Annotated in this window: 31 protein-coding genes; 26 read left to right on the forward strand and 5 right to left on the reverse strand. The window is 36.8% G+C overall.

The genetic code is table 11. From position 1 onward, the window contains the following. Window positions 1-60 precede the first annotated feature (60 nt). The 7 genes from nrdG (at window position 61) to BHF68_RS00445 (ending at window position 4,941) form a co-directional block, all read left to right on the forward strand. On the forward strand, window positions 61-558 hold the full coding sequence (gene nrdG, locus BHF68_RS00415) for an anaerobic ribonucleoside-triphosphate reductase activating protein (RefSeq protein WP_069641679.1): 498 nt from the start codon (window positions 61-63) through the stop codon (window positions 556-558). A 66-nt stretch (window positions 559-624) separates the two neighbouring features. Further along, complete coding sequence (locus BHF68_RS00420) at window positions 625-1,317, forward strand: DUF1538 domain-containing protein (RefSeq protein ID WP_069641680.1); 693 nt, start codon at window positions 625-627, stop codon at window positions 1,315-1,317. Next, the gene (locus BHF68_RS00425) at window positions 1,314-2,063 is read left to right on the forward strand and encodes a DUF1538 domain-containing protein (protein WP_069641681.1); all 750 of its coding nucleotides are present in this window, start codon (window positions 1,314-1,316) and stop codon (window positions 2,061-2,063) included. The genes BHF68_RS00420 and BHF68_RS00425 overlap by 4 nt, the downstream gene beginning before the upstream one ends. After that, window positions 2,035-2,388: a P-II family nitrogen regulator gene (locus tag BHF68_RS15510; protein WP_069641682.1), complete on the forward strand. Its 354-nt coding sequence runs from the start codon at window positions 2,035-2,037 to the stop codon at window positions 2,386-2,388. The genes BHF68_RS00425 and BHF68_RS15510 overlap by 29 nt, the downstream gene beginning before the upstream one ends. Before the next feature lie 11 nt (window positions 2,389-2,399). Continuing rightward, on the forward strand, window positions 2,400-2,762 hold the full coding sequence (locus tag BHF68_RS15515) for a P-II family nitrogen regulator (RefSeq protein WP_069641683.1): 363 nt from the start codon (window positions 2,400-2,402) through the stop codon (window positions 2,760-2,762). A 94-nt stretch (window positions 2,763-2,856) separates the two neighbouring features. Continuing rightward, window positions 2,857-3,969: an aminopeptidase gene (locus tag BHF68_RS00440; protein ID WP_069641684.1), complete on the forward strand. Its 1,113-nt coding sequence runs from the start codon at window positions 2,857-2,859 to the stop codon at window positions 3,967-3,969. Window positions 3,970-4,125: 156 nt separating this feature from the next. Then, window positions 4,126-4,941: a DUF2935 domain-containing protein gene (locus BHF68_RS00445; protein WP_254006219.1), complete on the forward strand. Its 816-nt coding sequence runs from the start codon at window positions 4,126-4,128 to the stop codon at window positions 4,939-4,941. 71 nt (window positions 4,942-5,012) lie between these two features. Here BHF68_RS00445 and BHF68_RS00450 read toward each other — a convergent pair whose 3' ends face one another. Further along, on the reverse strand, window positions 5,013-5,285 hold the full coding sequence (locus BHF68_RS00450) for a GlsB/YeaQ/YmgE family stress response membrane protein (RefSeq protein ID WP_069641686.1): 273 nt from the start codon (window positions 5,283-5,285) through the stop codon (window positions 5,013-5,015). 198 nt (window positions 5,286-5,483) lie between these two features. Here BHF68_RS00450 and BHF68_RS15520 point away from each other — a divergent pair, with 198 nt between their 5' ends. The 8 genes from BHF68_RS15520 (at window position 5,484) to BHF68_RS00490 (ending at window position 13,715) form a co-directional block, all read left to right on the forward strand. Next, entirely contained in the window at window positions 5,484-5,972 is a 489-nt protein-coding gene (locus BHF68_RS15520) for a redoxin domain-containing protein (protein WP_245669611.1), read from the forward strand. A 224-nt stretch (window positions 5,973-6,196) separates the two neighbouring features. After that, on the forward strand, window positions 6,197-6,409 hold the full coding sequence (locus tag BHF68_RS00460) for a hypothetical protein (protein WP_069641688.1): 213 nt from the start codon (window positions 6,197-6,199) through the stop codon (window positions 6,407-6,409). Between the two features lie 13 nt (window positions 6,410-6,422). Next, window positions 6,423-7,244, forward strand: a complete 822-nt coding sequence (locus tag BHF68_RS00465) for a metallophosphoesterase (protein WP_176719852.1) — start codon at window positions 6,423-6,425, stop codon at window positions 7,242-7,244. Window positions 7,245-7,525: 281 nt separating this feature from the next. Continuing rightward, window positions 7,526-8,554, forward strand: coding sequence for an HD-GYP domain-containing protein (locus tag BHF68_RS00470; protein ID WP_069641689.1), 1,029 nt, complete (start codon window positions 7,526-7,528; stop codon window positions 8,552-8,554). Between the two features lie 184 nt (window positions 8,555-8,738). After that, the gene (locus BHF68_RS00475; RefSeq protein ID WP_069641690.1) at window positions 8,739-10,112 is read left to right on the forward strand and encodes a protoporphyrinogen/coproporphyrinogen oxidase; all 1,374 of its coding nucleotides are present in this window, start codon (window positions 8,739-8,741) and stop codon (window positions 10,110-10,112) included. Between the two features lie 149 nt (window positions 10,113-10,261). Continuing rightward, window positions 10,262-12,124, forward strand: coding sequence for a B12-binding domain-containing radical SAM protein (locus tag BHF68_RS00480; protein WP_069641691.1), 1,863 nt, complete (start codon window positions 10,262-10,264; stop codon window positions 12,122-12,124). A 49-nt stretch (window positions 12,125-12,173) separates the two neighbouring features. Continuing rightward, window positions 12,174-13,376, forward strand: coding sequence for an amidohydrolase (locus BHF68_RS00485; RefSeq protein WP_176719853.1), 1,203 nt, complete (start codon window positions 12,174-12,176; stop codon window positions 13,374-13,376). Between the two features lie 57 nt (window positions 13,377-13,433). Continuing rightward, complete coding sequence (locus tag BHF68_RS00490; protein ID WP_069641692.1) at window positions 13,434-13,715, forward strand: stage VI sporulation protein F; 282 nt, start codon at window positions 13,434-13,436, stop codon at window positions 13,713-13,715. A 295-nt stretch (window positions 13,716-14,010) separates the two neighbouring features. Here BHF68_RS00490 and BHF68_RS00495 read toward each other — a convergent pair whose 3' ends face one another. Further along, window positions 14,011-14,481: a hypothetical protein gene (locus tag BHF68_RS00495; protein WP_141706202.1), complete on the reverse strand. Its 471-nt coding sequence runs from the start codon at window positions 14,479-14,481 to the stop codon at window positions 14,011-14,013. A gap of 525 nt (window positions 14,482-15,006) precedes the next feature. Between BHF68_RS00495 and BHF68_RS00500 the strand changes: the two genes are divergently transcribed. Together BHF68_RS00500 and BHF68_RS00505 are read left to right on the forward strand one after the other, a co-directional pair. After that, window positions 15,007-15,228, forward strand: coding sequence for a hypothetical protein (locus BHF68_RS00500; protein ID WP_069641694.1), 222 nt, complete (start codon window positions 15,007-15,009; stop codon window positions 15,226-15,228). A gap of 81 nt (window positions 15,229-15,309) precedes the next feature. Next, on the forward strand, window positions 15,310-15,579 hold the full coding sequence (locus BHF68_RS00505) for a stage VI sporulation protein F (protein WP_069641695.1): 270 nt from the start codon (window positions 15,310-15,312) through the stop codon (window positions 15,577-15,579). A 513-nt stretch (window positions 15,580-16,092) separates the two neighbouring features. Here BHF68_RS00505 and BHF68_RS00510 read toward each other — a convergent pair. Continuing rightward, window positions 16,093-16,713 carry a hypothetical protein gene (locus BHF68_RS00510; RefSeq protein WP_069641696.1) on the reverse strand — a complete coding sequence of 207 codons (621 nt, stop codon included), beginning with the start codon at window positions 16,711-16,713 and terminating at the stop codon, window positions 16,093-16,095. A gap of 38 nt (window positions 16,714-16,751) precedes the next feature. On the opposite strand from BHF68_RS00510, the gene BHF68_RS00515 reads away from it, so the two are divergent. Next, on the forward strand, window positions 16,752-17,936 hold the full coding sequence (locus tag BHF68_RS00515; protein ID WP_069641697.1) for a S8 family peptidase: 1,185 nt from the start codon (window positions 16,752-16,754) through the stop codon (window positions 17,934-17,936). 194 nt (window positions 17,937-18,130) lie between these two features. After that, window positions 18,131-18,460 (forward strand): AMP-binding enzyme, encoded by a 330-nt coding sequence (locus BHF68_RS00520; protein WP_069641698.1) that lies wholly within the window; start codon window positions 18,131-18,133, stop codon window positions 18,458-18,460. Window positions 18,461-18,540: 80 nt separating this feature from the next. On the opposite strand, the gene BHF68_RS00525 is transcribed toward BHF68_RS00520, so the two are convergent. Next, window positions 18,541-20,382, reverse strand: a complete 1,842-nt coding sequence (locus BHF68_RS00525) for a M1 family metallopeptidase (RefSeq protein WP_069641699.1) — start codon at window positions 20,380-20,382, stop codon at window positions 18,541-18,543. A gap of 161 nt (window positions 20,383-20,543) precedes the next feature. On the opposite strand from BHF68_RS00525, the gene BHF68_RS00530 reads away from it, so the two are divergent. From BHF68_RS00530 to BHF68_RS00540, 3 genes are read left to right on the forward strand one after another with little or no spacing between them, the layout of a single operon-like run. Continuing rightward, a complete protein-coding gene (locus BHF68_RS00530; RefSeq protein ID WP_069641700.1) occupies window positions 20,544-20,753 on the forward strand; it encodes a ferritin family protein in 210 nt (69 codons plus the stop codon). 30 nt (window positions 20,754-20,783) lie between these two features. Then, complete coding sequence (locus BHF68_RS00535) at window positions 20,784-20,999, forward strand: hypothetical protein (protein ID WP_084019097.1); 216 nt, start codon at window positions 20,784-20,786, stop codon at window positions 20,997-20,999. A 13-nt stretch (window positions 21,000-21,012) separates the two neighbouring features. Further along, window positions 21,013-22,140, forward strand: a complete 1,128-nt coding sequence (locus tag BHF68_RS00540) for a GerAB/ArcD/ProY family transporter (protein ID WP_069641702.1) — start codon at window positions 21,013-21,015, stop codon at window positions 22,138-22,140. A 27-nt stretch (window positions 22,141-22,167) separates the two neighbouring features. Here BHF68_RS00540 and BHF68_RS00545 read toward each other — a convergent pair whose 3' ends face one another. Beyond that, window positions 22,168-23,253: an NAD(P)/FAD-dependent oxidoreductase gene (locus BHF68_RS00545; protein WP_069641703.1), complete on the reverse strand. Its 1,086-nt coding sequence runs from the start codon at window positions 23,251-23,253 to the stop codon at window positions 22,168-22,170. A 124-nt stretch (window positions 23,254-23,377) separates the two neighbouring features. Here BHF68_RS00545 and BHF68_RS00550 point away from each other — a divergent pair, with 124 nt between their 5' ends. From BHF68_RS00550 to BHF68_RS00565, 4 genes are all read left to right on the forward strand, one after another. After that, window positions 23,378-23,818 (forward strand): hypothetical protein, encoded by a 441-nt coding sequence (locus BHF68_RS00550; protein ID WP_069641704.1) that lies wholly within the window; start codon window positions 23,378-23,380, stop codon window positions 23,816-23,818. A 100-nt stretch (window positions 23,819-23,918) separates the two neighbouring features. After that, on the forward strand, window positions 23,919-24,383 hold the full coding sequence (locus BHF68_RS00555) for a hypothetical protein (protein ID WP_069641705.1): 465 nt from the start codon (window positions 23,919-23,921) through the stop codon (window positions 24,381-24,383). 118 nt (window positions 24,384-24,501) lie between these two features. Then, window positions 24,502-24,729, forward strand: coding sequence for a hypothetical protein (locus BHF68_RS00560; protein WP_069641706.1), 228 nt, complete (start codon window positions 24,502-24,504; stop codon window positions 24,727-24,729). Between the two features lie 48 nt (window positions 24,730-24,777). Continuing rightward, window positions 24,778-25,113, forward strand: a complete 336-nt coding sequence (locus BHF68_RS00565) for a spore coat protein (RefSeq protein ID WP_069641707.1) — start codon at window positions 24,778-24,780, stop codon at window positions 25,111-25,113. Window positions 25,114-25,199 lie beyond the last annotated feature (86 nt).

Genomic DNA, 25,199 nt, shown 5'->3' on the forward strand with positions numbered 1-25,199 from the left:
TAGTTTCAAGGCATAGTTTCTAGCTTTTTATCAAAATTTAGCATAAAATGAGGTGTGTAAATGATACGTTACGCTGATATAGTTAAAGAATCAATTGTTGATGGGAAAGGCATTCGGCTTGTAGTGTTTTTACAGGGGTGCAAGCTTGCCTGTGAGGGCTGCCATAATCCAGGGCTACAACCATTGGATGGAGGTAAGGAAGTTACTGAAGAAGAGCTAGTGCGGTTAATCCTTGAGAACCTAAATCCATTACATAAGGGCTTAACAATCTCTGGTGGAGAACCAACCCTACAAGCGGAAGCAGTACATAAAGTAATTCAGGCTGTTAAGAAAGTAAAACCTAATTTAGACGTATGGGTTTTCAGTGGATTTACCTTTGACAGGGTGAAAGATTTGCCGATGATGGAATACGTTGATGTATTGGTCGACGGGCCTTTTCGCATCGAAGAGAAAAGCCTACAGCTACAGTTTAGAGGCTCTAAAAATCAGCGCGTAATTGACATGAAACAGTCATTACTAGAAGATAAGGTCGTACCGCTGGTGCTAGAAGAGAGTTAGTTCTAGCGAGCAGATGTTTATAGCTAGAAGAAGTTGAATTATATAGAAATAAAGGAGGTGACCTGATTGCATAATGTCAAAGATACCGTTATGGAGGTAGTTTATGCAGTGCTACCGATAACCATAGTGGTTATATTACTACAGTTTACAATCATTTGGATGCCGATGGAGACATTTATTCAATTTTTAATTGGATTATTCTTCGTCTCTACAGGATTAATTCTTTTTTTATTAGGAGTACATATTGGTCTTTTGCCAGTAGGTGAAATGATAGGATCAGCACTGCCGAAGACAGGAAAGAGCTGGATGGTAATCTTTTTTGGTATTTTGTTAGGGTTTGTAGTAACAGTGGCTGAGCCTGATGTAAGGGTATTGGCAATACAGGTAGACTTAGTCTCAGATGGTGAAATATCAAGGAATTTACTGATTTATACCGTAGCATTAGGGGTAGCTATATTTGTAGGTCTTGCAATGGTGCGGATTATCTTAAGTATTCCAATCACCTATATTTTAGTAGTAGGATATGGTTTAGTATTTTTGCTTGCGTCTTTTACTCCACCGCATTTTGTACCAATTTCCTTTGATGCGGGTGGGGTTACAACGGGTCCGATGACGGTGCCGTTTATTCTAGCCTTAGGTGTTGGTGTTGCTTCAGTTCTACGAGGTAAAACTGCATCTTCAGATGGTTTTGGACTAGTGGCATTAGCTTCTATAGGACCAGTATTGGCTGTCTTAATACTAGGGGTGATTTATCAATGAAGATTAAAATTTTCGAGGGCTTTGGGCATGTATTAGTTGAAGTTTCAATGGCGCTCATTCCATTATTGGTTTTATTTTTATTTTTTCAGTTTGTATTTCTAAAGCTACCGATGAAAAAAGTACGTGATATATTTGTCGGTATGGCCCTGACTTTTGTAGGACTAGCATTTTTCTTGCAAGGGGTACATGTTGGTTTTTTACCAGCAGGTGAAATGATGGGAACTATTATGGGCGAGATGCGTTACAAATGGCTTTTAATCCCCATCGGATTTGTCTTTGGTTTTGTAGCGACCTACGCTGAGCCAGCTGTAAGAATTTTAAATCACGAAGTGGAAAAGGTATCTGGTGGTTACATACCGCAAAAGGTATTACTTTATACTTTGTCAATTGGTGTAGCCGTATCCGTAGCATTATCGATGGTAAGAATATTGCTAGGAATATCCCTTTGGTATTTTGTAATACCAGGGTATCTGTTAGCACTACTGATGATTTACTTTAATGATAGGACATTTACAGCAGTTGCCTTTGACTCAGGAGGCGTTGCGACAGGTCCGATGACTGTTACGTTTATTATGGCGATGGCAGTCGGTGTAGCAACAGTTACTGAAGGTAGAGACCCGCTAATGGATGGTTTTGGAATGATAACGCTAGTAGCGCTTGCGCCGATATTAGCAGTACTAACGCTCGGCGCGCTCTATGGTAGGAAGGAGAAAGAGAATGAACGTGACATTGAATACGAATCATAAGCTTCTAGTTACCATTGTAAAAAAAGGAATAGCATCAAAGATAGTCAAAGCTTCAAAGGAAGCAGGGGCTGAAGGAGGTACGATTATCCTTGGTAAGGGCACGGGGATTCACGAGAAGCACACGTTCCTGGGAATTCCAATCGAGCCTGAAAAAGAAATTACCCTAACTCTAGTTAGTGAGGATAAGGTAGATATAGTATTACAGGCAATTGAGAAAGCTGGCAAATTAGATAAACCTGGAACAGGTGTAGGTTTTGTAATAGATGCGAAAAAATTAGCAGGTATTTGTCATTTGTTAAAAGGTCAAATATGCATGGACTGTTAGGAGGCAGAGGGATGGATAAATCACTTTTGTATGATTTAATTGTATCAATTGTTAATAAGGGAAACTCGGATTTAGTCGTGGATGCGTCTAAGGAAGCTGGAGCAGAAGGTGGGACAATTATATTTGGACGGGGCACGGGTATACATGAACAGGCAAAACTGTTTTCGTTTCAAATTGAGCCTGAAAAGGAAATTGTACTTACATTAATAGAGCGTAGTTTAACCAATAAAGTACTCGAAGCTATCGTGAAAAAAGCACAATTAGATAAGCCAGGGAAAGGCATTGCTTTTGTACTAGAGGTCGAGCGCACAGTTGGTATTAATCATATCTTAAACCGAATGGTTAATGAAGAATTAGACAACAGTAATAATTAGGGTTAATAATTAGGGTTGCAGATGATTATCCTGTGAATTGTAAAAGAATGCTGAGGGAATATACTATAGGTAACAAATGAAGTAGGAGGCAAATATGGACCCTAGAGTACAAGAACTAGCTAACAAACTGGTGAATTATTCGACTGAATTAAAGCAAGGAGAGAAGCTTCTCATTGAAGTTGTAGGGCAGAACATTCCGCTTGTTAAAGAGCTGATTAAGGAAGCTTATAAAGTAGGAGCATATCCATATATAACAATCAAAGACCCGCAAATTACTCGCCAATTACTAATGGAAGCTACTGGCGAGCAGCTCAGTAAAGTGGGTGAATGGGAATTAGCTAGAATGAAGACTATGGACGCTTATATAGGTATTCGTGGCGGCAATAACGCTAATGAGCTAGCAGATGTGCCTGGAGATAAGATGAAGCTCTATATGGAAAAGCTAATGCATAAGGTGCATGGTGAAGAGCGTGTTCCGAACACTAAATGGTGCGTAATGCGTTACCCGAACGAGTCTATGGCACAGCTTGCTAATATGAGCACAGAAGCTTTTACGAACTTCTACTTTGACGTATGTAACATGGATTATGAAAAAATGTCTAAAGCGATGAATCCATTAGTTGAACTAATGAATGGAACAGATCAAGTTCATATAAAAGGAGAAGGCACGGATATTACGTTCTCTATTAAAGATATACCAACAGTTAAGTGCGATGGTAAGATGAATATCCCGGACGGAGAAATATTTACAGCTCCAGTCAAAGATTCTGTTAATGGCTATATTACATATAACGCACCAGCAGTATATCAGGGATACACCTATGAGAATATAAGACTAGAATTTGAAAAAGGCAAGATAGTTAAGGCAACTGCTAATAACACAGAAAAGATTAACGAAATCTTTGATACAGATGAAGGTGCCCGCTATATCGGTGAGTTTGCCATTGGCGTAAATCCCTATATTCATACACCAATGAAGGACACGCTGTTTGACGAAAAGATTGGCGGAAGCTTCCACCTAACCCCTGGGAAGTGTTATGACGAAGCGAGTAATGGCAACAAATCAGCCATCCACTGGGATCTTGTTTGCATTCAAAACCCAGAATACGGCGGTGGAGAAATGTACTTTGATGGTAGGTTAATCCGTAAAGATGGTCTGTTCGTAATCGATGAACTCAAAGGCCTAAATCCAGACAATCTAAAATAGAACACAAGGGGACGGTTCTGCTGTGATGCACCGTCCCTTTGTGTTTAATAATAATTCCTTCTAAATGTCTACAAAGGCACATATATCTAGTATGTATGTGGTTTTTTGATTTGATTAATTTTTTAATTATGAAACATAGGAGGGATGAATTTGAGTATGGATTTTCGGCAAGCCGCAATTTTTGAACATCAATTCTGGTTACAGGTTTTAGGCGACCACGCGCGGTTTATCTTTAATACGCTGTCAACATCAGAGCAAGAAGAAATAAAGCATGCCCATTATTTTATATGTACCTTTGACGAATTACTAAATAAATCACGTGCTAAGCTTAGTGAGGCAGAGTTAATAGAATTGACCAAGGAAGCTAAACTATATTCAGAAAAAATAAGAAACTTCAAGCTACACTTAATTAAGCGTCATTTAGTAGGAGATATTGCTATCGGTTTACCGCCAACATTTCTAAATCATATGGTTACAGAAGTGGAGGAGTATTTACAAGTGCTCTGTATGCTTCTAAAGCAGCAAATGCCTATCATAGAAGCGATTGACTTACATTTAGCGTGGCTACTCGATGCAGCAGGCCATGCGGCGGCAGTCATGGGTGATGCCGATATGATTGAGAAGAATGTCATTGACCAGAGCGAATCATTTACACTAAGATTTGAGGAAATGTATATTAAAGCAGTTGAACTTTGCGATTATATGCGAACAGGTTTACGCACTTTTCCTAGGCTTGATCGTTTTAACCAACAGGTTGCCCAAGACATTTGGGACTTTAAGGTTTTCCTACGTGAGCTAGAAGGATTAGAAAAACAAAATAGATTTCTTACAGTGACTGATACACTTATGTTTGACCATATGGCTCGGGAAGAATGCTATTACTTGCATAAGCTGGCCCAAGTAACTTCATTACCAGCACCTAAATGTGATCCAACTCAGCCGAGGGTAGAGGGTTGCGAAGATGAATCTTAGTATCAAATAAGCAGGGGCACTAAGATATATAATTTTAGTATCCCTGCTTATTTATATGTGAGGAGTTATTCTTATTCTCTGTTATCCTTATCAACACGGGCTTCACCATGCCTTACCATGTTAACAATAAACAGTAGTAATACGGCACCTATGGTAGCTGTAATAATGGATCCAATCAACCCATAAGTTGTAAAGCCTAATAGGTCAAATAGGAATCCTCCGATAAAAGCACCAATTACACCGACAATGATATTACCACCAACTCCGAAACTGCTTCCTTGCATAATTTTACCAGCTGCCCAACCTGCGATTAAACCGATGATTAAAAACCAAATAAAGTTCATATAGTCTCACCTCCTTAATCTCCCTCATAGTTATCTTTTCTTAAAACAACATAAAGCATGCATAAAGAAGCTGGCAGTTTTTAAAACAAAACTTCCACAATTTATTAGTGGTTTACATGAAAAAAGTTGACTTTGAATCAGAATTATACAAATAATAATATAAGTATTATTCCAATTAAGAATAAAAGGAGGATAATTATGCCAGAAGGTGCTACTGAAACTAAAACATTAAAAGTAGGCGACCCTGCCCCTGATTTTGAACTGAAGGCATGTGGGCCACAGGAGCTTGTTAAGCTAAGTGATTTTAAAGGCAAGAAAAATGTGTTTATTGTATTTTATCCATTAGATTGGACACCTGTCTGAACGAACCAAATTCCTTCATACGAAAAAGAAATTCAGCGTTTTGAAGGATTAAACACCCAAGTTGTGGGTGTGAGTGTTGATAGTGTACCTAGTCATGATGCTTGGCAGAAGTCATTAGGAGGTATATCTTTCCCGCTTTGTTCAGATTTCTATCCCCATGGAGAAGTTACAGACAAGTACGGCATTTTAAGAGCAGAGGGTATCTCTGAGCGTGCTTTATTTGTTGTAGACAAAGAAGGGATTATCCGCTTCATAGATGTTCATCCAATTGAGAAGCAGCCAAATAATGAGGAAATATTTGCAGTATTAGAAAAGCTCCAGTAGTAGAAAACATCAGCAGTATTTCTTGTAATTGAATATTGTTAACAAAAGGGGAGAGCTTGAGCTAAAGAGCTCCTCTTTTTACTTGTCAGCCACTATACATGTCGTTAATTTCTTGTTAAAATATGTAGGAAGTATAAATGAAAATCGAATGTTATGTTAACTTTTTGCGAAAACCCTTATATAATAATTTATATGTAGTAAACTAATAACAAGGTGGTCCAGTAATGTTAATTCTCGTACTATTAATTATCTCAGCACTAGTGACGGTTTGGTCTATGATTGAAATTGTCTCACCAAGACTAGTGTTCAAGCTATACCAAAGGGTTGGTTTTTTACAAATGCCTGAAAAGAGTGCAATTAGATTAATTCGCATTGATGGCGTAATTAGCTGGCTAATCTTTAGTATAGTTACTGGGTACCTATACGGTAAATTATAATTTAAGGGAGTGTGTGGAAGGTTTGATAGTGATTTTAATGTTTATAATTAGCTTTATCCTGTCCTATGGATATTGGAACACATTCCGTCCGATACTTCAGGAGGTAGATGTTGACCTGCCAGGCTGTACAGAAAATGTATGTGGGATGAGAATTCTGCATTTATCAGATATGCATATGGAAAGAATTTCAGTTTCGCCAGAAAAGATGTATGAGCAGATTAAGGGTACTAACCCTGATATGATAGTCTTAACGGGTGACTATTTAGATGAGCCTGGTAATTTGCCAAAATGGGCTGTATACATGCAATATATTGCACGTTTACAGCCTAAATACGGAATGTATGCAGTATTAGGAAACCACGACTATCGTCTTGGAGATAAGGTTAACGAGCTTATTGCGATTATGGAGAGCTATAATTGCAAGGTTCTACAGAATGAGTCGATTCAAATTAATTATAAGGGTAAGGATATCAATATTATTGGTATTGATGATTACCATTTACGTCGCAGCAACTTAGAATTAGCGTACGCTAACATAGATGAACGAGCTCTTTCAATTGTCATAACCCATGATCCTAACATAATACTTCATATGGATGGGCGCCATAAAGTCGATTATCTTTTAGCGGGACATTTTCACGGCGGTCAATGTGATTTTCCTTATGCCTTTAGGTTATACCCTATGGGTGTGCTACCTAAGCAGAATTTGTATAAAGGCTTATTAGACTACAAAGGTAAACGCATGTATATCAGTGCTGGCTTAGGGCAAAGTGCTATCAATGTTAGATATAATTCTAGACCAGAGATAACATTGCATCGGCTGCAAGCAGAATAAAGCTATATATAATAATCAAAGCATGTCGAAGTGTGTCGAAATATGTCGAATACGAAAGAAACCATAAGAAAACTGTATTTCTAAAAGAATATTAGAGAATTGAAGATTAAGCAAGACTCTCTTGTCTGAGTCTTGTTTTTTGTTGTTTTCAATACTTGTAAAATTTGCCTAAATAGTGTGAAATAAGTGACTGGGTGTATTGTTTTAAATTGGCAATTTACCTAACTGAATTACCGAATGCCCTATTGGTATAAGTATATGATTAAGGTGGTAGTAGTGAAATGAAGGTATCTACAGAATTTATAACACCTGGACAAGTACTAGCTGAAGACATCTATAGCGGAAGTAATTGGTTGCTACCTCGCGGAATAATAATAAATCATAAAATTATTGACAGACTCAAGAAGTGGGGAGTCCAAGAAATTGCCATTGAGGCAACTGATGTCGATCAACAATTTAATAAATGCTATGAAGATGCAAAAAATGTTTTGGACAACTTATTTTATGATGTTCAAAATAATAGGGCTATTAATATTAATCCTGTTGCCAATACGATTAAAAACATGGCAGATATGATTTTTAATAACAACAACGTATTAAAAAGCTTTGAGCATATTCGCCATAGGGAAAAATATACCTTTATACATTCCGTCGATGTTGCGGTACTAGCGATATTAATTGGCTGTCAAAGAGGATATTCTAGAAGGACATTATATGAGCTTGGTACTGGGGCAGCTTTACATGATATTGGGAAAGTGAGAATACCTGTTGAAATTTTAAATAAAAAGAACAAATTAGATGAGCAAGAATTTATAGAAGTTCAAAAACACACAATCTACGGACATGAATTACTCCAATCATCTTTAGGGGTTAGTTATAATATTTCCTGTATCGCATTAATGCATCATGAACGACTTGATGGTAAAGGATATCCATTTAATTTACACAAAGGGACATTGCCAGAATTTGTACGCATCACCTCCGTTGCTGATGTTTATAGTGCACTGACTCTAAATAGACCATATAGGAAACGGATGACACCATCTGAGGCAATTGAAGTTCTATGGGGGATTGCAGGTAAACAAATTGATTTAGATATCTTGCGTTTGCTATTCCGTTCTTGTTCCATTTACCCTGTTGGCTGCAAAATTCGCTTGAACGACGGTAGAATTGGAGAAGTTATGCAAGCAAATCCTGAAGTACCAACTAGACCAATAATTAAACTTGATGGTGGATTAAATACCTCATCACAGGTTATTGATTTGAATAAACAGCTAAGTGTTGTAATCGAAGATTTAGTCATTTCTTAAATTAAATTTAAAGCTACAATCGAAATAGTCATAATCATAAGCTATAAAAGCATGCCATCTACTAATTAGAAGGTGTGCTTTTTATATGTAAATTTCTGTATATTTAATCAAACATAGTAAATTATATATAGAGAAGAAAAGAAGAAAAGACAGTTAGGTAAAATACACTCTATGGAGCGATTGGATGGAGACGCATATTGGCAAAAGTGCAACTAACGGAATTGAGGGCAGCGATTATGATATAATAGTTGTTGGTGCTGGGATTTCGGGTTTAACTGTAGCGTATGAAGTTCAGAAACAGGGACACAAAGTACTAGTCTTAGAAGCAAATAGCCGTGTTGGTGGAAGAATATATACGGAGCAGGTTGACGACTTCACATATGAAGTGGGTGCTCAGTTTTTAGGGGGGTTCTATAATGAAACCTTTAGGTTAATAAAAGAACTCGGGATTGAAAAAGACCTAGAACGATTTCATAATGCAATGTTTATACAAATGAAAGGGGTATTTCAATTAGCTGACCAAGAGTCACCCTGGCATCTGATGCTTCCACCAGGGCTTAAGATTAGAGATCGTATCAAGCTAAAAAACCTAATGTTTGACACCTTGAAAAACTGGTCGAAAATTAGCCATCAGGATATTGAAAAAAGTGCAGGGATTGATAATTTAACTATGGAGGAGTACGCATTTAAACGCTTAAATCCACATATACTACGAAGCTTCATATCGCCTATGATTTCATCCTTATATTTTATGAGCACAGCTGAGGCCAGTTATCCATTATTTATGACAATGCTTAAAAATGTACTCTCTTTTCACTTATATACTTTCCGTGGAGGCTTGAAGAAGCTGCCTGAAGCCTTAGCAAAAAAGTTAAATGTCAAGCTAGAGCAAAAAGCGGAGCAGCTTATAAGGACGCAGTATGGTTGGACTGTCGTAACAAGTAATCGTCAAAACTATCAAGAGCTTTGGAGTGCAAAAAAGGTTATTGTTGCTATACCGAGCATGCAGGCGTTGGAGCTTTTTCCAAAGGCTTTAGACTTAACATTAGAGCAAACTATTTTTCTAGAAAAACAGAAGTATACACAAACCACTAGTCTTATAACTGGATATAATCATAGAATTAGACCTGGTGCATATAGCTTTATTGTCCCTCCTACGGAGACATCTGGTGTATCAAGCATAACGCTTGAACATGAGAAATTCAGAAAGCATGTACCAGAGCCATATGGATTACATACATTATACACACATACCCATTTTACGGAAAAACTATCAGCATACAATAAAAGAGAAAAGAAAGTAATGATACTTAAGGAAGCAGAAAAATTGATTACAAGATATCGCGAACACGTAACATGGTCAAAGTTGTATGATGTACCTATTGGGCTACCACATCCTTACGTGAATAAAGCACAGGAGGTCAAGGATTTTCAATTTAAACAGCAACAAAATATAAATAAAGGGCTATTATTCTGTGGTGATTATTTGAATTGGCCTTCAATAGAAGGGTCAGTGGCTGTTGCAAAGAAAACGGCAAAAATGTTAAAACAACAGTAAATACAAATCTAAATCTAAATAAAATTCTGTATATGCAGGATTTTTTCTGTAATATATCGAAATAAGTCTTTATATAACCAATAATTAAAGGTGAAACTAAGTTCACAAAGTATAGCAATGTATAAGTTATATAAAGGAGAATTCTAGCTATGACAGAAAAGATACATACAGCCCACAGGGGAAAGGTACTACTAGTCTCCTTAAATGCAAAATACATACATAGCAATCTTGCTATAAGGTATCTAGAAAATTATTACCTAGAGCATGCTTATAAAAAATGTCCGATTGAGCTACAAAAAGCGGAGTATACAATCAATCAGCATGCTTCAGATATTGCAGCTAATATATATGAAATGAAAGCCGATATTGTCGGCTTTTCCTGCTATATATGGAACATAGAAATGATTTTTAAAATTGTTAAAAATCTAAAAAAAGTTGCACCAAATATTAAAATAATACTTGGAGGGCCAGAGGTCAGCTTTGACTCAAATAATTTGTTACTACAATATCCAGAAATTGATTATATTATTTGTGGAGAGGGAGAGTATGCCTTTGCTGAAGTAATCTGTTATGAACTTCAGGGGCATCATCAAGAAAAATATCAAAAAAACCTTGATTATTTTCTGCCTAATAACGTTAGCTACCGAGTTTCAAGTGCAAAGGAGATACGACCAGCCACAGAGCAAGGAAGGATTAAAGATTTATCCAATATATTGTCACCATATGAACAGGGTTTTGATTCAGAGCAATACAAGCACAGAATTATCTATTATGAAACATCTAGGGGCTGCCCTTATTCATGTCAATACTGTCTATCATCTACAGACCAAGGTGTGCGATTCTTTCCAATTGACAGGGTGAAAAGGGATTTATTAAAGTTCATCGCAGCAGAGGTAAAGCAGGTTAAATTTGTTGACCGTACCTTTAATTGCGCCCCTAAATATGCCATGGAATTATTCACGTGGATTATTGATAATCAACAAGGGAAAACAAACTTTCATTTTGAAATATCTGCAGATTTATTAACGGATGATATGATTGAATTTCTACAAAAAGCCCCTCAAGGTTTGTTTCAGTTCGAAATTGGTGTACAATCGACCCATGAACGTACATTAACGGAGATACAACGAACAACGAACTTTGAGAAGCTAAAGCGGGCAGTTGAGGAGATTCATGCAGGTGGCAATATTCATCAGCATTTAGATTTGATTGTCGGCCTACCATATGAAGGGTATCAGCAGTTTGCCAAATCCTTTAATGATGTATATGAATTACAGCCAGACAAGCTACAGATGGGCTTCCTGAAAGCCCTCAAAGGCTCGGGCATTAGAGCACGTGAACGTGATTACGGACTCGTATATACATCAGAACCACCGTATGAAGTGTTAATGACTAGCGTTCTTAGCTACAAGGAAATTATAAAACTAAAAGAGATTGAGCATACATTAGACCATTATTATAATTCCCATCAGTTCGATCAATCGTTAAAGCTTTTAATAAAAACCTTAAATACTAAACCGTTCGATTTTTATGAGCAGTTTGCAGATTATTGTAAGGAAGTGGGAGTCTTTGAACGCGCCCATAGTCAAGGGTCAATGTATAATACCTTATATGGTTTCTCTAAACGCTGCTTAGAGGAATCGAAAATAGAACCTTCAGCATGCAATGAAGTATTTTTGTTAAGGATTCAAGAGACATTGAAATTTGATTTTATCAGACTTAGCCCCCATGGGAAAATTCCTGATTTTATTATGGAGTTTCAACCAGAAGGCTTCAAGAAGCGCAAGCAAGCGATGCTAAGCAATCCAGACATCGTGCAAAAATACTTTCCACAATACGCTGAACTAAACATGAGAAATCTGAGTAAACGTGTACATATAGAAGTGTTTCAATATGATATTATGGGTAATAAAGAGGAACAAGTGTCATATTATATGTTTGTGTATCACGATGATCCATTGCAATTTAAAAGGGCAGATTGGTATGATATAACAACGTATTTTAATGAATAGAAGTACAATAACGAATATAATCCTGCTTAAAACGAGAGGGGTAATTCCTTTGCCAAAATCAATTAGTGATTGGTTTAAATATATAGATGGTCAGCTTATAGGACAGCTTAGTGAATGGCGAAGAACATTACATCAATTTCCTGAAATCTCAAACCAAGAATGGGAAACGGTCAAACGGCTAAAAGCATGGTTAAGAGATATGGAAATAGATATTATGGAGTTCGAAGGCATGCCAGGCTTTGTTGCGCTGATTCCTGGATTAACAGACGAAGAGATTGCATTCAGGGCAGACATTGACGCATTACCTATCGAGGAAGGTAAAGACTGCTCATACGCTTCCAAGGAGCTGGGAGTCATGCATGCCTGTGGTCATGATGGTCATATGGCAATATTACTTGGTCTAGCTAAGGTATTAAAGGAAATGCAGCTACAAGGCAAGCTGAAGAGAAGTGTACGGTTAATATTTCAGCACTCAGAGGAGCAGGTTCCAGGTGGAGCTATACCGATGATCGAAGCAGGTGCTTTAGGTAATGTTAAGAGAATTTTTGGCTTACATCTATGGTCGTCCTTAGAAATTGGCAAAATAGGAATCAGACCAGGGGTGATGATGGCAGCCGCAGACCGCTTTATCATCAATATACAGGGTAAGGGCGGTCATGGGTCAATGCCCCACCAAACAGTAGATACTATCATTGTGGCCAGTCAAGTTATACAGAGTCTGCAAACGATTGTTAGTAGGAATATCAACCCCTTAGATTCGGCTGTTCTATCGATTGGGACAGTACATGCTGGAACGAACTTTAACATCATTGCCGATAAAGCAAAATTAACTGGCACAGTTAGAACCTTCCTACCAGAGGTTCGAGCACAAATCAAACAGCGCATTGATGAAATTGTCACTCTAGTGTGTAAAACATATAACGCTGAACATACGTTGATATACATCGAGGGCTACCCACCAGTTAATAATCATGAGTCATTAACTGAAGAAGTGACAGCAGAGCTCAGCAAGGTTATTGACACTCAAAACATTATACAAATTCCCCCGGTCATGGGTGGAGAGGATTTCTCTTATTATCAAAAGCGAATTCCAGGTGTCTTTTTCTTTGTAGGTGCTGGTAATCACGCGAAGCAGTTCAATTATCCGCAGCATCATCCCAAATATGATATTGATGAAGATAGTTTAGCTGTAGGTGTCAAATGTTTCCTAGCAATTTACGAAAAATATAATAATACACAAGAAATAGGCTAACCAATTATTAAGCTCCTTCATACATTAGTAATGAAAACAATGAAGGGGTGAGAAACGGTGAGCAAGAACAATATTTTTGAAGATGAAAAGTTCAAAAACTTTTTCAATCAGCATAGTAATCAATTAAAAGGGTTAGCGAAAAAGATAACGCCAGAGTCACTAAACAACGAAAAACAGTTAAAGGAAACTTTAAAGACGCTAGCGCAAATAGCAAATATTAAAGCCGATGACACGAAACTTGACAATATCGTTGATATGTTAAAAAACCAAAAGCTTAATCCTAAAGATCCAGATTCGATAAATAAGGTTTTAAGTGATATTAAGAACAAAAAGAAATAACATTAACTAAAATTTGAATAGTTAGAAAGCTGCTGAGTTAATAATTCTCAGCAGCTTTTTTTTAGGCTCTAAAATAGGCATCTGTTTATTACATATTGCTCAATCTATCATACTATATCATGAGAAATCACTTAATAGTCTAATACTTAAAAGGAGGTGAAATTATGAGTCACTTTCTTACTGGTAACCTTCCGATGATTTTAGTGTTATTTATCTTGTTGGTGATTATTGCTTGCTATTGTAATGTATAAGAAAGAAAACAAATACGACTAGTTCGCGCTAGTCGTATTTGTTTTTATACTTGTTTATTTTGCTCTGACTCTGTGGATGATTTTAAGCTGTTTAGCAATCCGATAATTTCGGGCTTTTGTAGTAAATGCACAGCCTTATCTAATTGCTCTAAATTCAATTTCTTCAGAACACCTGAAAGTTCAGTTTTGTTTAAGCTATTAAGATTGATTTTATAGTTATCCATGATTGATATTAGTTTATTTAGTAATAGTAATGATTTTTCAACTGTATAGAGTGTAGTTATTAACTCCTTAGTTATATTATGAACATTCTTAATGGTAACTGTATCGATATTTGAGACGTTGTTGAGAGCGTTAGATACACTTTCTGTACTTACTTGCTGATTGCTAATAGATTTGTCCTTGGTAGACTTTGGCTTTGTTTTAATAGCAGTCTTTTTGCCTTTAGATTTTACTATTCGACTTGATTTTGCCTTTTGTTTACCTAAGGATACGTTTTGGGTTTGTTTGTTCATAGTTGTCACCTGCCCTTTCATAAGCTATACACCTATAGCCTATGCGAGCTAACTGGGGATGGTGAGTCAATAGTTTACAAAAAACGGGCGCTTTATATGGGTGAATGTCGATTACGAAAGCTGATAATCGTCCATAGACTATATATCAAGAAACATGGTAACAAAAGTTTATATGTTTCTATGAAAAATCATGTTTGAACTGCGAAAGGTGGTGAAATCATGAGCTGGTTAACAGATAACGTTTCTATGATATTAGTATTATTCATCTTGTTAGTGATTATAGCTTGCTATTGTAACGTTTAGTAAGTATGTCCATGTAAAGGTGGTGAAAATATGGCTTGGTTAACTGATAACATTTCGTTAATATTAGTATTATTCATTTTGTTAGTGATTATAGCTTGCTATTGCAGTCCTGTTGGCAGACCTAGATGCTAGTTAAATATTGGTTAGATACGGCTAGTTTTACTAGCCGTATCCTATCTTAATAGATACTGTGAATAGGAATATCATAAGGGGGTGAATGCATTGAGTAATCAGTTTGATTATAAAGGCTTAGGAGAAACACAACAGTATTGGTATCCACCTGGGCACAGACGTAGACGCCGTCGCCGTGTACATCGACGCATAACACCTGGCTTTGGTTTTGGGTTCTTTCCAGGACAAGGATTTTTCCCAGGGTTTTTTATAGGGCCTGGACATAGTCGCAGACGTCGTCGTGGTTGGGACTATGGTATTTATAACGATTAAGGTAAGGGTGCAATAACAAACGAACCGCGTGTAGCGGTTTGTTTTGCTATGAACAATTTCTGCTAGGGAGTGAAATATCTATTGAGCAGTATATATGAAAATAAAAAGGTGTTGCAATTACTTAGAAAACACGAAAAAAGAATTATAAATATGCTAAAAAATGTAGACCCAGAGACATTAAAAGACGAAGTTCAAATTAAAAAAATGCTAAGGTTGTTAGTCATGTTTAGTAATATACCAATTACTGAAAGTCAAATAAATCAACTAGCTAAGGATATTAAAACCTCAGGGCTTAACCCAAAGGATCCACAGGCTATCGAAAAATTTCTAAATAAACATAGCAAATCATAGTACTTTTAAGATGTTAGCTGTAAGTAGTTAAAATAGGCTAAACATTAGGCGTATGCTTGTTGCAGATGCTATATTAGCGCCATAAAATAAACTAAATACACGAAGGAGGTAGGTACTATGAAAGATGCTCATACTGCATGTGGATGCAGATCAGGTTCTGGAATTTGGTGGATATTAATTATTGCATTTTTGTTCTTCTTCTTTTTCTTCACTCCAGGGTTCTATTAAGCGGATGAACAGAAAGGTGGTGAAATTATGTGCTTCGTAACGGATAATCTATCATTGATTTTAGTGTTATTTATACTTTTAGTGATTATAGCTTGCTATGCTTGCTAATAATACTGCTCACTTGTATCAGGGAAGATAGGAATAGTCATAAGCTGTTGCAGAACAAACAAGTTCAATTGCAACAGCTTTTTTTATACCCATCTAATATACGCTAGCCTATTTTTAATTAATCTAGTTATTTACACAGTCGATATGAATCCATGCTCATATACTGCTAATAAAATATTAGTTAGTATTCTCACTATTATCACTATTTGAGTCATCAGCATCAAAATCAAGGCCGTTTTTTAATAATTCAACTACCATAGGTGACTGTAAAATGCTTATTGTTTGCTCGAGTTGGTTAACATTTATTTTTTTTATAAAATCTGTTGCTAAACGTAATATGTTTGGACCACCAGAGCTAGAGGCGGATTTCCCAGTAATAGTGGCTAGATTTATATTATAGTTGTCAAGCACGGTCAGGGTTTTCACCACAATATCTAAAGATTTATCAACGGTATGCAGTGTAGATATTACATCTTTAGTCAATGAATGAATCGCATTAATGTTAAGGGAGTCACCTATTGGTAAAATGTTTTTTTCCAACTCGAAGTTATTTGAATCTGAAACATCTTGATCAGGGCCAAAGAGTGGATCAACTGGAGTGTATTGATTTGATCCAGTAGTTTCGTCAGGACGTAGCTTCGGATAGGGTGCAAACAATCTTCCGAATGGATGATGATATTGTATACCAGGGTATGTAGCACTAGTTTCTTTGCTAGCTTCTACGTTTTCTGGTTGAGTTTGTGAAAATCTTCTAGGCATAAATGGATGGAACAAATGACGACGCTTCATCGTTGTCATAGAATCACCTTCTTTTAAAAAGTATTGGAGTGATGTGTATGGGATATCGTTTTTATATTCCACTAGCGGTTACTGCCTTCGTAGCAGTAGCTGGCAGACACTATAAAAAGCTGTACGCTAATAGAGTGAAAAATAGAAAAATTATTGTTTTTAAAAATTGGTACTCAGAAAATGAGATTACTAGAAGTATTAATTATTTAAAGCATAAAGGCGTAATACCGATACGAGCACTACCTAGCATAAGGGCAATATGCTGTGGACTAGACGCCAACTGTAATAAACAAGAGCTCTTACGAGATCCTAATGTTTTAAGGGTCGACGACGACATAGAAATATCAATTAAACCAATTCCTTACTTGTTTCCTTTTATTACACCGCAGCTACCGAAAAAGACTATTATTCCTTGGGGTGTTGATCGAATTCGTGCCCCTGAGGTATGGCAGAGAAATACAGGGGCAGGGGTAAGGGTCGCAGTTATCGATACAGGAGTAGATCTCAGTCACCCTATGCTTAAGCCGAATTTACGACAAGGTATCAACATATTAGATCCAGATAAAGCTCCTAAAGACGATAATGGTCACGGAACGCACGTAGCTGGGACAATAGCTGCTATAGGTGGTGCTGGCAACTTAATAGGTGTGGCACCTAGAGCTAAAATATATCCTGTTAAAGCCTTTGATGGAAATGGCAAAGCCCTTTTATCCGATTTAGGTAAAGCGGTAGAGTGGTGTGTTGAAAATGATATCAGGCTAATTAACATGAGCTTTGGAACTAGTAGTTCAAATCCAACCCTTGAAGAAATATACCATCAAGCATATGAGCGAGACGCTATAATGGTTGCTGCAGCAGGTAACAATGGACCAGATGGGACTGTCGGCTATCCTGGTAAATACCCATTTACAATTACAGTTGGCGCAACTACTGAAGACAATGAAATTGCAAACTTTAGTAGCCGAGGTCCGCAAGTAAATATTTGTGCACCTGGTGTAGAAATCCTATCATGCTGGTTGCATGGTGGAACAAGAAGAATAAAAGGTACGTCTATGGCAACGCCTCACGTTGCTGGTACTGTTGCTTTAATGCTTGAGAGATATCCTCAATTACATTTTGGGCAAGTTCGACAAATATTAAAATCAACAGCAATAAAACTAGCTGGAATTGAACGAAATATGCAAGGTATGGGAATGGTTGATTGTCAGAATGCTGTAGAATTGCTATATTAGTTTACTGATGATATTAGCCTATGCAAAATATAATAAGTTGGTGAATGACATTAGTGATGAAATAAAGAGTCATACATTGAAAAATGATATGGCTCTTTATTTATTGTTGCAAAAAAACTAGTTTGTGCATATAATAGTTATATAACAGTCTGAATATGTTACATATGTAATAATACAAAAGTGAGGTGTTCAAAATGGTTGAAGCTTGGAGTCCTTTCTATTACCAGCACCATCATTTAGAACTTGAGAATTTGTTGAAGCAGCACCAAGCAGTTTCTGATGCTGGTGTCGTAGGTATTCCAGATATAATTAAGGGTGAGCTACGCCATGCGTTCATTCGGTTGAAGGATGGTCATGTATGGTCTGATGAATTGAAATGTGAGTTGGTTTCATTAGTTGAGAAGACGTATGCTAAGGATTGCATACCACACGAGTTTTATCAGGTAGAGAAAATGCCTAAGACACGTAGTGGTAAGCTATCAAGACAGCAGTTAAAGACGTGGGCGCTTGACGGCGTACAATAAATCAATTAGCACTATATAAAGCTAATTTCAATAGAGTAAAAGCGACATAGATAAGGGATTGGTTCATTTGAACCAATCCCTTATCTATGCAATCTAGTTACATTAATCGTTAACAAATTTCGCTCGTAATCCCAGACAAACTGATGCTCACTAATGTGCTTAATTAATTCAAGTGGAAGCAGGACTTGATTGTCAGTAATTACAGCAGGTAAACTGAAGACAATTTGGTCATTATAGTAAATTTGACCGTTACTTTCAGTAATAGTTATAGCGCTGCTGGTGTTAGAAAATAGCACTTCTTCAAAGGCCTTTTGTGGTACATACAGCTCCCAGTCTACGTAATGAACCTGACTATCAGGGATATGCTGACCGTTAATTTTCACTGGTAAAGGTGTAGCCTGCAATTCAAATGGCGTCATGCTAAAGGGCTGATTAACCCATGTGTCAAAGTATTGATGATTTCCTTTTATAGTTTCACGTAAAACTCTATTTAAGTCCTCGATATCGATAATGCTACCGATATTATTTTCGAATAAAGTCCTTAGGAAGTAGTTATATTTAATCTCCCCAAGTTCTTCACGCAATGTTAAGAACATATCTGCCGAACGATAATACCAGCTATTGAAGAAGTCAGATTGGGTTTGAAAATCCATTAGTGTTTTATTCATTCGCATCAGCGGATTCCTGTTTATCAGTTGTCTATTCTGGTTACGGAAATAATTTCTCAGCTCCTGACCTCGTTCTCTGCCATAACGGTGCTCCAAATATAGTACTACGGCGTGTTCTACTAAGCCCTCATCAATCCAGCCGTCCGTAATTTCATGATTACCAACGGCATTATACCACCAATTGTGTGCGAACTCATGGACTAGCCAGTGCTCATGATTACCCTGTGAATATAAGTCCTTTGAATATATTGCTAAATTCGGATACTCCAAAGCAAAGTTAGTTCCCCAACTCGTTTCTGCTACAGACAAAGTATTGTATGGCAATGCACCGAATACATCTTTGAACAACGGATAGCTATACTCTAGTATCTGTTTAGTAGTTTCAAGATAGCGGTCACTTGTTAAAGCAATTTGGATAGTTACCCCATCATCCATTGCTAGTTCAGAAATTGTATAATGCTTGCTGCCGACAAGGGCGAAGTTGCGAATCGTTTCTTCCTGCCAGTGGTATTTTACTAGATTATTTTCCAGCGTTGTCTGGCTTACGAGACTACCGCTTGTAACCCATTTAATGTTATCGGGGGCTAGCAAGTATACATCATAATCAGCATGCTCAAAATAGAATGGGTCTCCAAAACCGACGGGAATAGGTCTAGTAAACCATTGGTTATGCTGGTTTTTCACTCCGAGTAATGGATACCAGGTAGTTAACAGCCAGATATCGTCTTTAACACCAAAGCGTGTACCTAGCTGTGGAACCTTAGTAGTGAAAGCAATCTCTACGGATAGATTATCTGCACTAGCTCTGTATATTTCTTCCTCTGATAGATTCAGGGGGATAGTTAGTCGGTTATTGTTAAATTGAAAGTTAACCTCTTGGTCAAATACCCTAACCTCGTCAATGCTCATATTGTTCATGTTGAAAGGGGGATAATTATTAAAAACTAGATTATTACTAGCTGGCAAACTAGTTTTTACAGTCATAATGCCGTGTATAACAGCCTTATTAGGATTAAGCTGTGCTTTAATTACATAATGAGGGCGCTCTGAAGCTTTAAGCTCCTTATCCTTATCATATTCGTTAGTAATTAGTTCGTTAGGAAGCTGATTGCTACGATGCGTTTCTTGATTAATAGAAGCTACGGTGAAATATGCTAATACATTAATGTCATACTGACGCTCCATGTGCACGATGGTTATAACAGAAAAGACTAATATACTCATTGCTAAAGTAGATAATAACGTAGAACGCATAATTTCACCTCCATGTTCCATTATAGCAGATTTTTTTGAAAACTTCCGTAGTCAAATCGTATTACACAGAATCTGAGAATTTTGCATAAAACCCCAAGATATGTGAACAATAAATTGAAGAAATCGCTATATTAAACAAGTGAAAAAAAGGAGGACGCATTATGGCTGGCGGTGTATCGCAAATTGAATTGACTAAAGTAGCTTTTGATCAGGCTGTTGAAAGTAAGGAAGAGATGATAAAGAAGACAGCTAAAGTTATTCAGATTATTGATGATATAGAAGTAAGAAAACTATTAGAGGAGTTTATCGTTCAAGATGAGCAGCATGTTAAAATGCTCAAGGATAAGATGGACAAGCTACACTTAGTTTAATTAATACTACGACATATGGAGGTTATTACATTGAATAAAGTTTCGTGGTTTAAAGATTTATTACACGACCGTATGTATCAACAGCGTTTCTTTAACGATTGGATGCTACTTATGACTAATCCTGAAGCCAGACAGACATTTGCTCAAATGCGTGATGATGAAATGCGCTTTATTATACTCTTACAGCAAAAAATAGATACGATGACAAGGCCTAAGGAAGCTGTGACAATTAGTCCATTTAAATAAGTGGAGTGTTAATATGAATGATAAAAGACCGTTAGACACATTGACTATAGAAGGTGGAAGAATCAGCTTGCAACAGCTGTTCTTTTTATGCATCATATTTGTTATTTCAACGGCGGATATCTTCTTGCCTAACTATGTAGCGGATGTAGCCCGAGAAGATGCCTGGATATCAGTTATTATTGGCACTGCTGCTTCTATGGTAACTGTCTGGCTTGCTTGTAAACTACAGTTGCGGGTAGGTCGTAGAAATATTGTCGACAGTTGTGATACATTGCTTGGTCATATTCTTGGAAGAATTGTATCTTTATTATATATAATCACCTTTATAACTATTGCGGCCCTAATTATGCGTGAGTTGAATGAGATTATGTTAAATGTGTTTTTAATGAGAACCCCAATTTTAGCGGTTTCTATAGCAATGATTTTAGTTGCTGCATATGGGGCATTCCATGGATTAGAGACATTTAGTCGTGTTTCAGAAATCTTAACACCTTTAGGGATACTAATTCTAATACTGGTCATTTTGTTTAATATAACTGATATACAGCTAAAGCATTTTACGCCAATCTTGTATCATGGTATAATGCCTTCTTTACATGGAGGATTACTAATATTCACTTGGTTAAGTCAAGTTGTTATTATAGTTTTTATGGTAACTCCATATTTGCGCGAGTTTGATTATAGACTGACTCATGTAGCTGTTAGTTCAGTTGCAGTCCTTGGTATCATGATGATGCTAGGCGTCTTAGCGATTGCAATTTTTGGTCCTGAACGAACTGCTAAACTCATATTTCCAGCCTTATATTTAGTCAGAAACATTGACATCCACGACTTTATTCAACGACTCGATGCGTTCATATTTGCGATTTGGGTCGGCGGTATTACTGTGAAGATGATTATGATGTACTACTTCAGTGTGCTTATGACAAGCCAATGGTTTCGTATCCCTAGCTATAAGACAATCATCCCTCCAATCGGGGTGCTAATTATCTTGATATCAATTGTAATGTTTCCGAATTTACACATATTAAATATTTTTTTTCGGGCTATTCTTCCATATGTAGCCGCAATATTTGCTGTTTTCATCCCTTTACTACTACTGGTAATTTCATATCGTAAAAACTTTAATCCAAAGTTGTAAAAGGCAAGCTATAAGTCAGTTGTCTGTTTATTTTTCAGGCTTAACTGGAAAGATTTTATTAAACATATTTAAAGCACTGGCTGTATATTTAATATAGTTAAAGTTAGTACCATATATTAGTTTCGACATAATGGGGTTGCCTAATAAGGTAACTAGGACGTCGTATTTCTTATTGTCTAATGTATCGATACGCTCACGAATTGCAATAGAACTGTTGATAGTGTCAGATAGCTGCTGAGATACGGTATTGAATGATTCGCCAGTTATTATTGCACGGGCGGCTAAATGTCCACTAGTTATTGCTGAGAATTGTCCAAAGCCTAAGAAAGGATCAAGGAATCCTCCGACTGTCCCTGCAAACATAACATTACCGACTTGCTTTGGATATACATGGTTAGCTGCATGATCTTCTTCGTACTGTTCGACAACGTGGTAATTTAACTTCTCAATATCGACGAACAGGTTCCAATAATATTCCAACTCTTCTCTGGTTGTGTTAGGAACAATCAGAATCAATGATGCCTTTTCTTTACTAAATGGTGTTAAGTACGCATAACCACTTTTCATGTAATTGGTGTTTGTCCACATGATTAACTTATTAGGATCAAAATCCCCTAATACAACCTGCCCACGCACCCATGTTTGCAAAATTGTCTGTGTTAAACCCATTTCTATTGCTGGCTGTGAATTATTGCCAGTACATACGACGACGTAGTCATATTCTTCCTTTAGTTCATTTACTGTACCGTAGGTGTTAAAAATAATGCGGCTCTTAATTTGTGATGCCATTTGATTTTCTAAAGTTCCCTGCGTTTGACCACGTACAAAAAACCAGCCTAAATTGCCCGTAACCGTTCTCGTTCGGTTTACCGTATTCATTTCAATTGACTCTAACGGAGCCAATGGAGAAAGATGTATGCCGTAGTTTCGTCTAATAAATGTTAAAGGCTCTTTAATTGGTCTATAGATTAATTGAAGTAAAGCGCCAACGTGGTTATATAGCTCACCTACGGTATGTCTAAGCTCAAAGATTGTAGGTTGGATACCGTTTCTCTCTAATTCGTGGGCACAGGAAAGTCCAGATAAGCCTGCACCAATAATAGCTACCTTCATTAATAATCCCCCCGAATTTTCAAAAATTATTTTTTTAGAATCTTTTTGATAAAGCTGCTTTAACATATTTTTTGCTTACTAGGGCAATTTATAACAGATAACTTATGGAAAAGGGGGAGTAAATTTGCCTTGGCTTACCGTGTTTATTGCTAGTTGGATTATTTTTTTTATTTTAATTAGAAAAAATCAGCCAATCGAAGCTTACCTTGCAGGTCCATTAGCGATTATTTTTCAGCTCTCCATAGATGTAAATGCCCGCTATTTAGATTTGTACTATATTCATGGAGATGGCTATTTTTTTCATGGTTCACCTTTGTATTTTACATTTGGGCCGGTGTTTACAATGGCGGTTCTGTTTGTACAATATTTGCCTAAGGATAAGTGGTGGCAAAGCTTACATATATTAGTGTTTGTGTCGTTGTTTTTTGTTTTTGAAGTTATTATTGAGATTATTGACGCATTGGAATATGTGCATTGGAATCACCTAGGTAGTATTTTCGTTGATGTAACTGTTTTTATGGCTCTAGGGTGGTATGGAACAAAATTTGTAAAAAAACTAAATTAGGAGGTATTTGCATGGGGAGTATATATTTAGTGATTATTATTTTAATATCAATTGCAATTATAGCTTGGTGTAAGCTTCTTGATAAAAGGGGTTTATTATAATGGCTATTATTTGGGTTTTATTTGCGATAGCTATCTGGGGAATTTGTATTTTGCTGGTTAAATGGGAGAATTTCAAGCGTCTTTGGATTGCTGGTATTATTGGTATGGTTTTAGTTATAATGATTGATTCACCATTAGCGAAGGGTGGTATGTATACATTCCATAACCCAGGAATTCAAGTGTTTGAATTGCCGTTGTTTTATATAATCGGACTTTATGGGGGAGGTGTGTTTCTAACTTATTTTTACCCTTGGGGCTATCCGCTGAGGGGTGTTTTGCTATTGCTAATAGCTAACGCCATGTTTTTACCATTTGAATGGTTTATGGTTGTAACTGGTATGTTTGAACATGTGAATTGGCGTTTTCTATACAGTTTTTTCATAAATATTACTGGCTTTTTATTAACAATCTACACATACATTATTATTCAGCATTTATTAGGCAACAAGAAATATAACCTTTAAATACGTTACATTGTAAATATTGTGTCGTATATGCCTATGTGAATTAACAAAAACTAAAGCTTGCAAAGACTGCTTTGCAAAAAGCTTTTCAAAAACCAATCTGAAAGGTGGTTGAACTATGACACAGATGATGGGTCAAAATCAACTCTCTGACAAAGACTTACTTTATATTCAAGATGAATTAAATACGGAATTGTTAATGGTGAAGAAATATCACGATGCTATGCAAACGGTAGCCTGTCCAGAAATAAAACAGGCTTTCCAGCAAGCTTGCGAAATGCACCAGAGACATTACCAAACTATGTTAACTCAGTTACAGGGTACAACTCAAGGGCAGATGCAATAACTAATCTGATTTGATTAATGTACGACTAATTTAAAAGGGGGATAATTCATGCAACTTCAACAAGGGCAAGGGCAGATGCAGCAGAAGCAGCAAGTGCCAGAAACTCCAATGTTAAATGATAGGGATATTCTTAACGAAATGATTTCTCTTGAGAAGCATGCTTCTAATCTTTATCATACTGCTACTATTGAAGCAAGTAATCCTAGCTTACATCAATCCTGTAGTAATATCATGCAAGAGACTCTACAGTGCCAACGGAAACTATTCCAGCTTATGAGTCAGAAGGGCTGGTACAGCCCGCAAAATGCTGATCAGCAACAGGTTAGTCAAGCTTACCAGAAGTTTCAGGGCTATATGCAGTCTCAATTTCCACAAAATCAGTGATAGCATAGAGGTTAGACCTGTACGGTGTACAGGTCTTTGTTTTTTTATGTCTGTGTCTATTGCTTTAAGTTGAATAAGATTTAAGA

The sequence above is a fragment of the Desulfuribacillus alkaliarsenatis genome, from assembly GCF_001730225.1.
In the GTDB taxonomy this organism is placed as follows: domain Bacteria; phylum Bacillota; class Bacilli; order Desulfuribacillales; family Desulfuribacillaceae; genus Desulfuribacillus; species Desulfuribacillus alkaliarsenatis.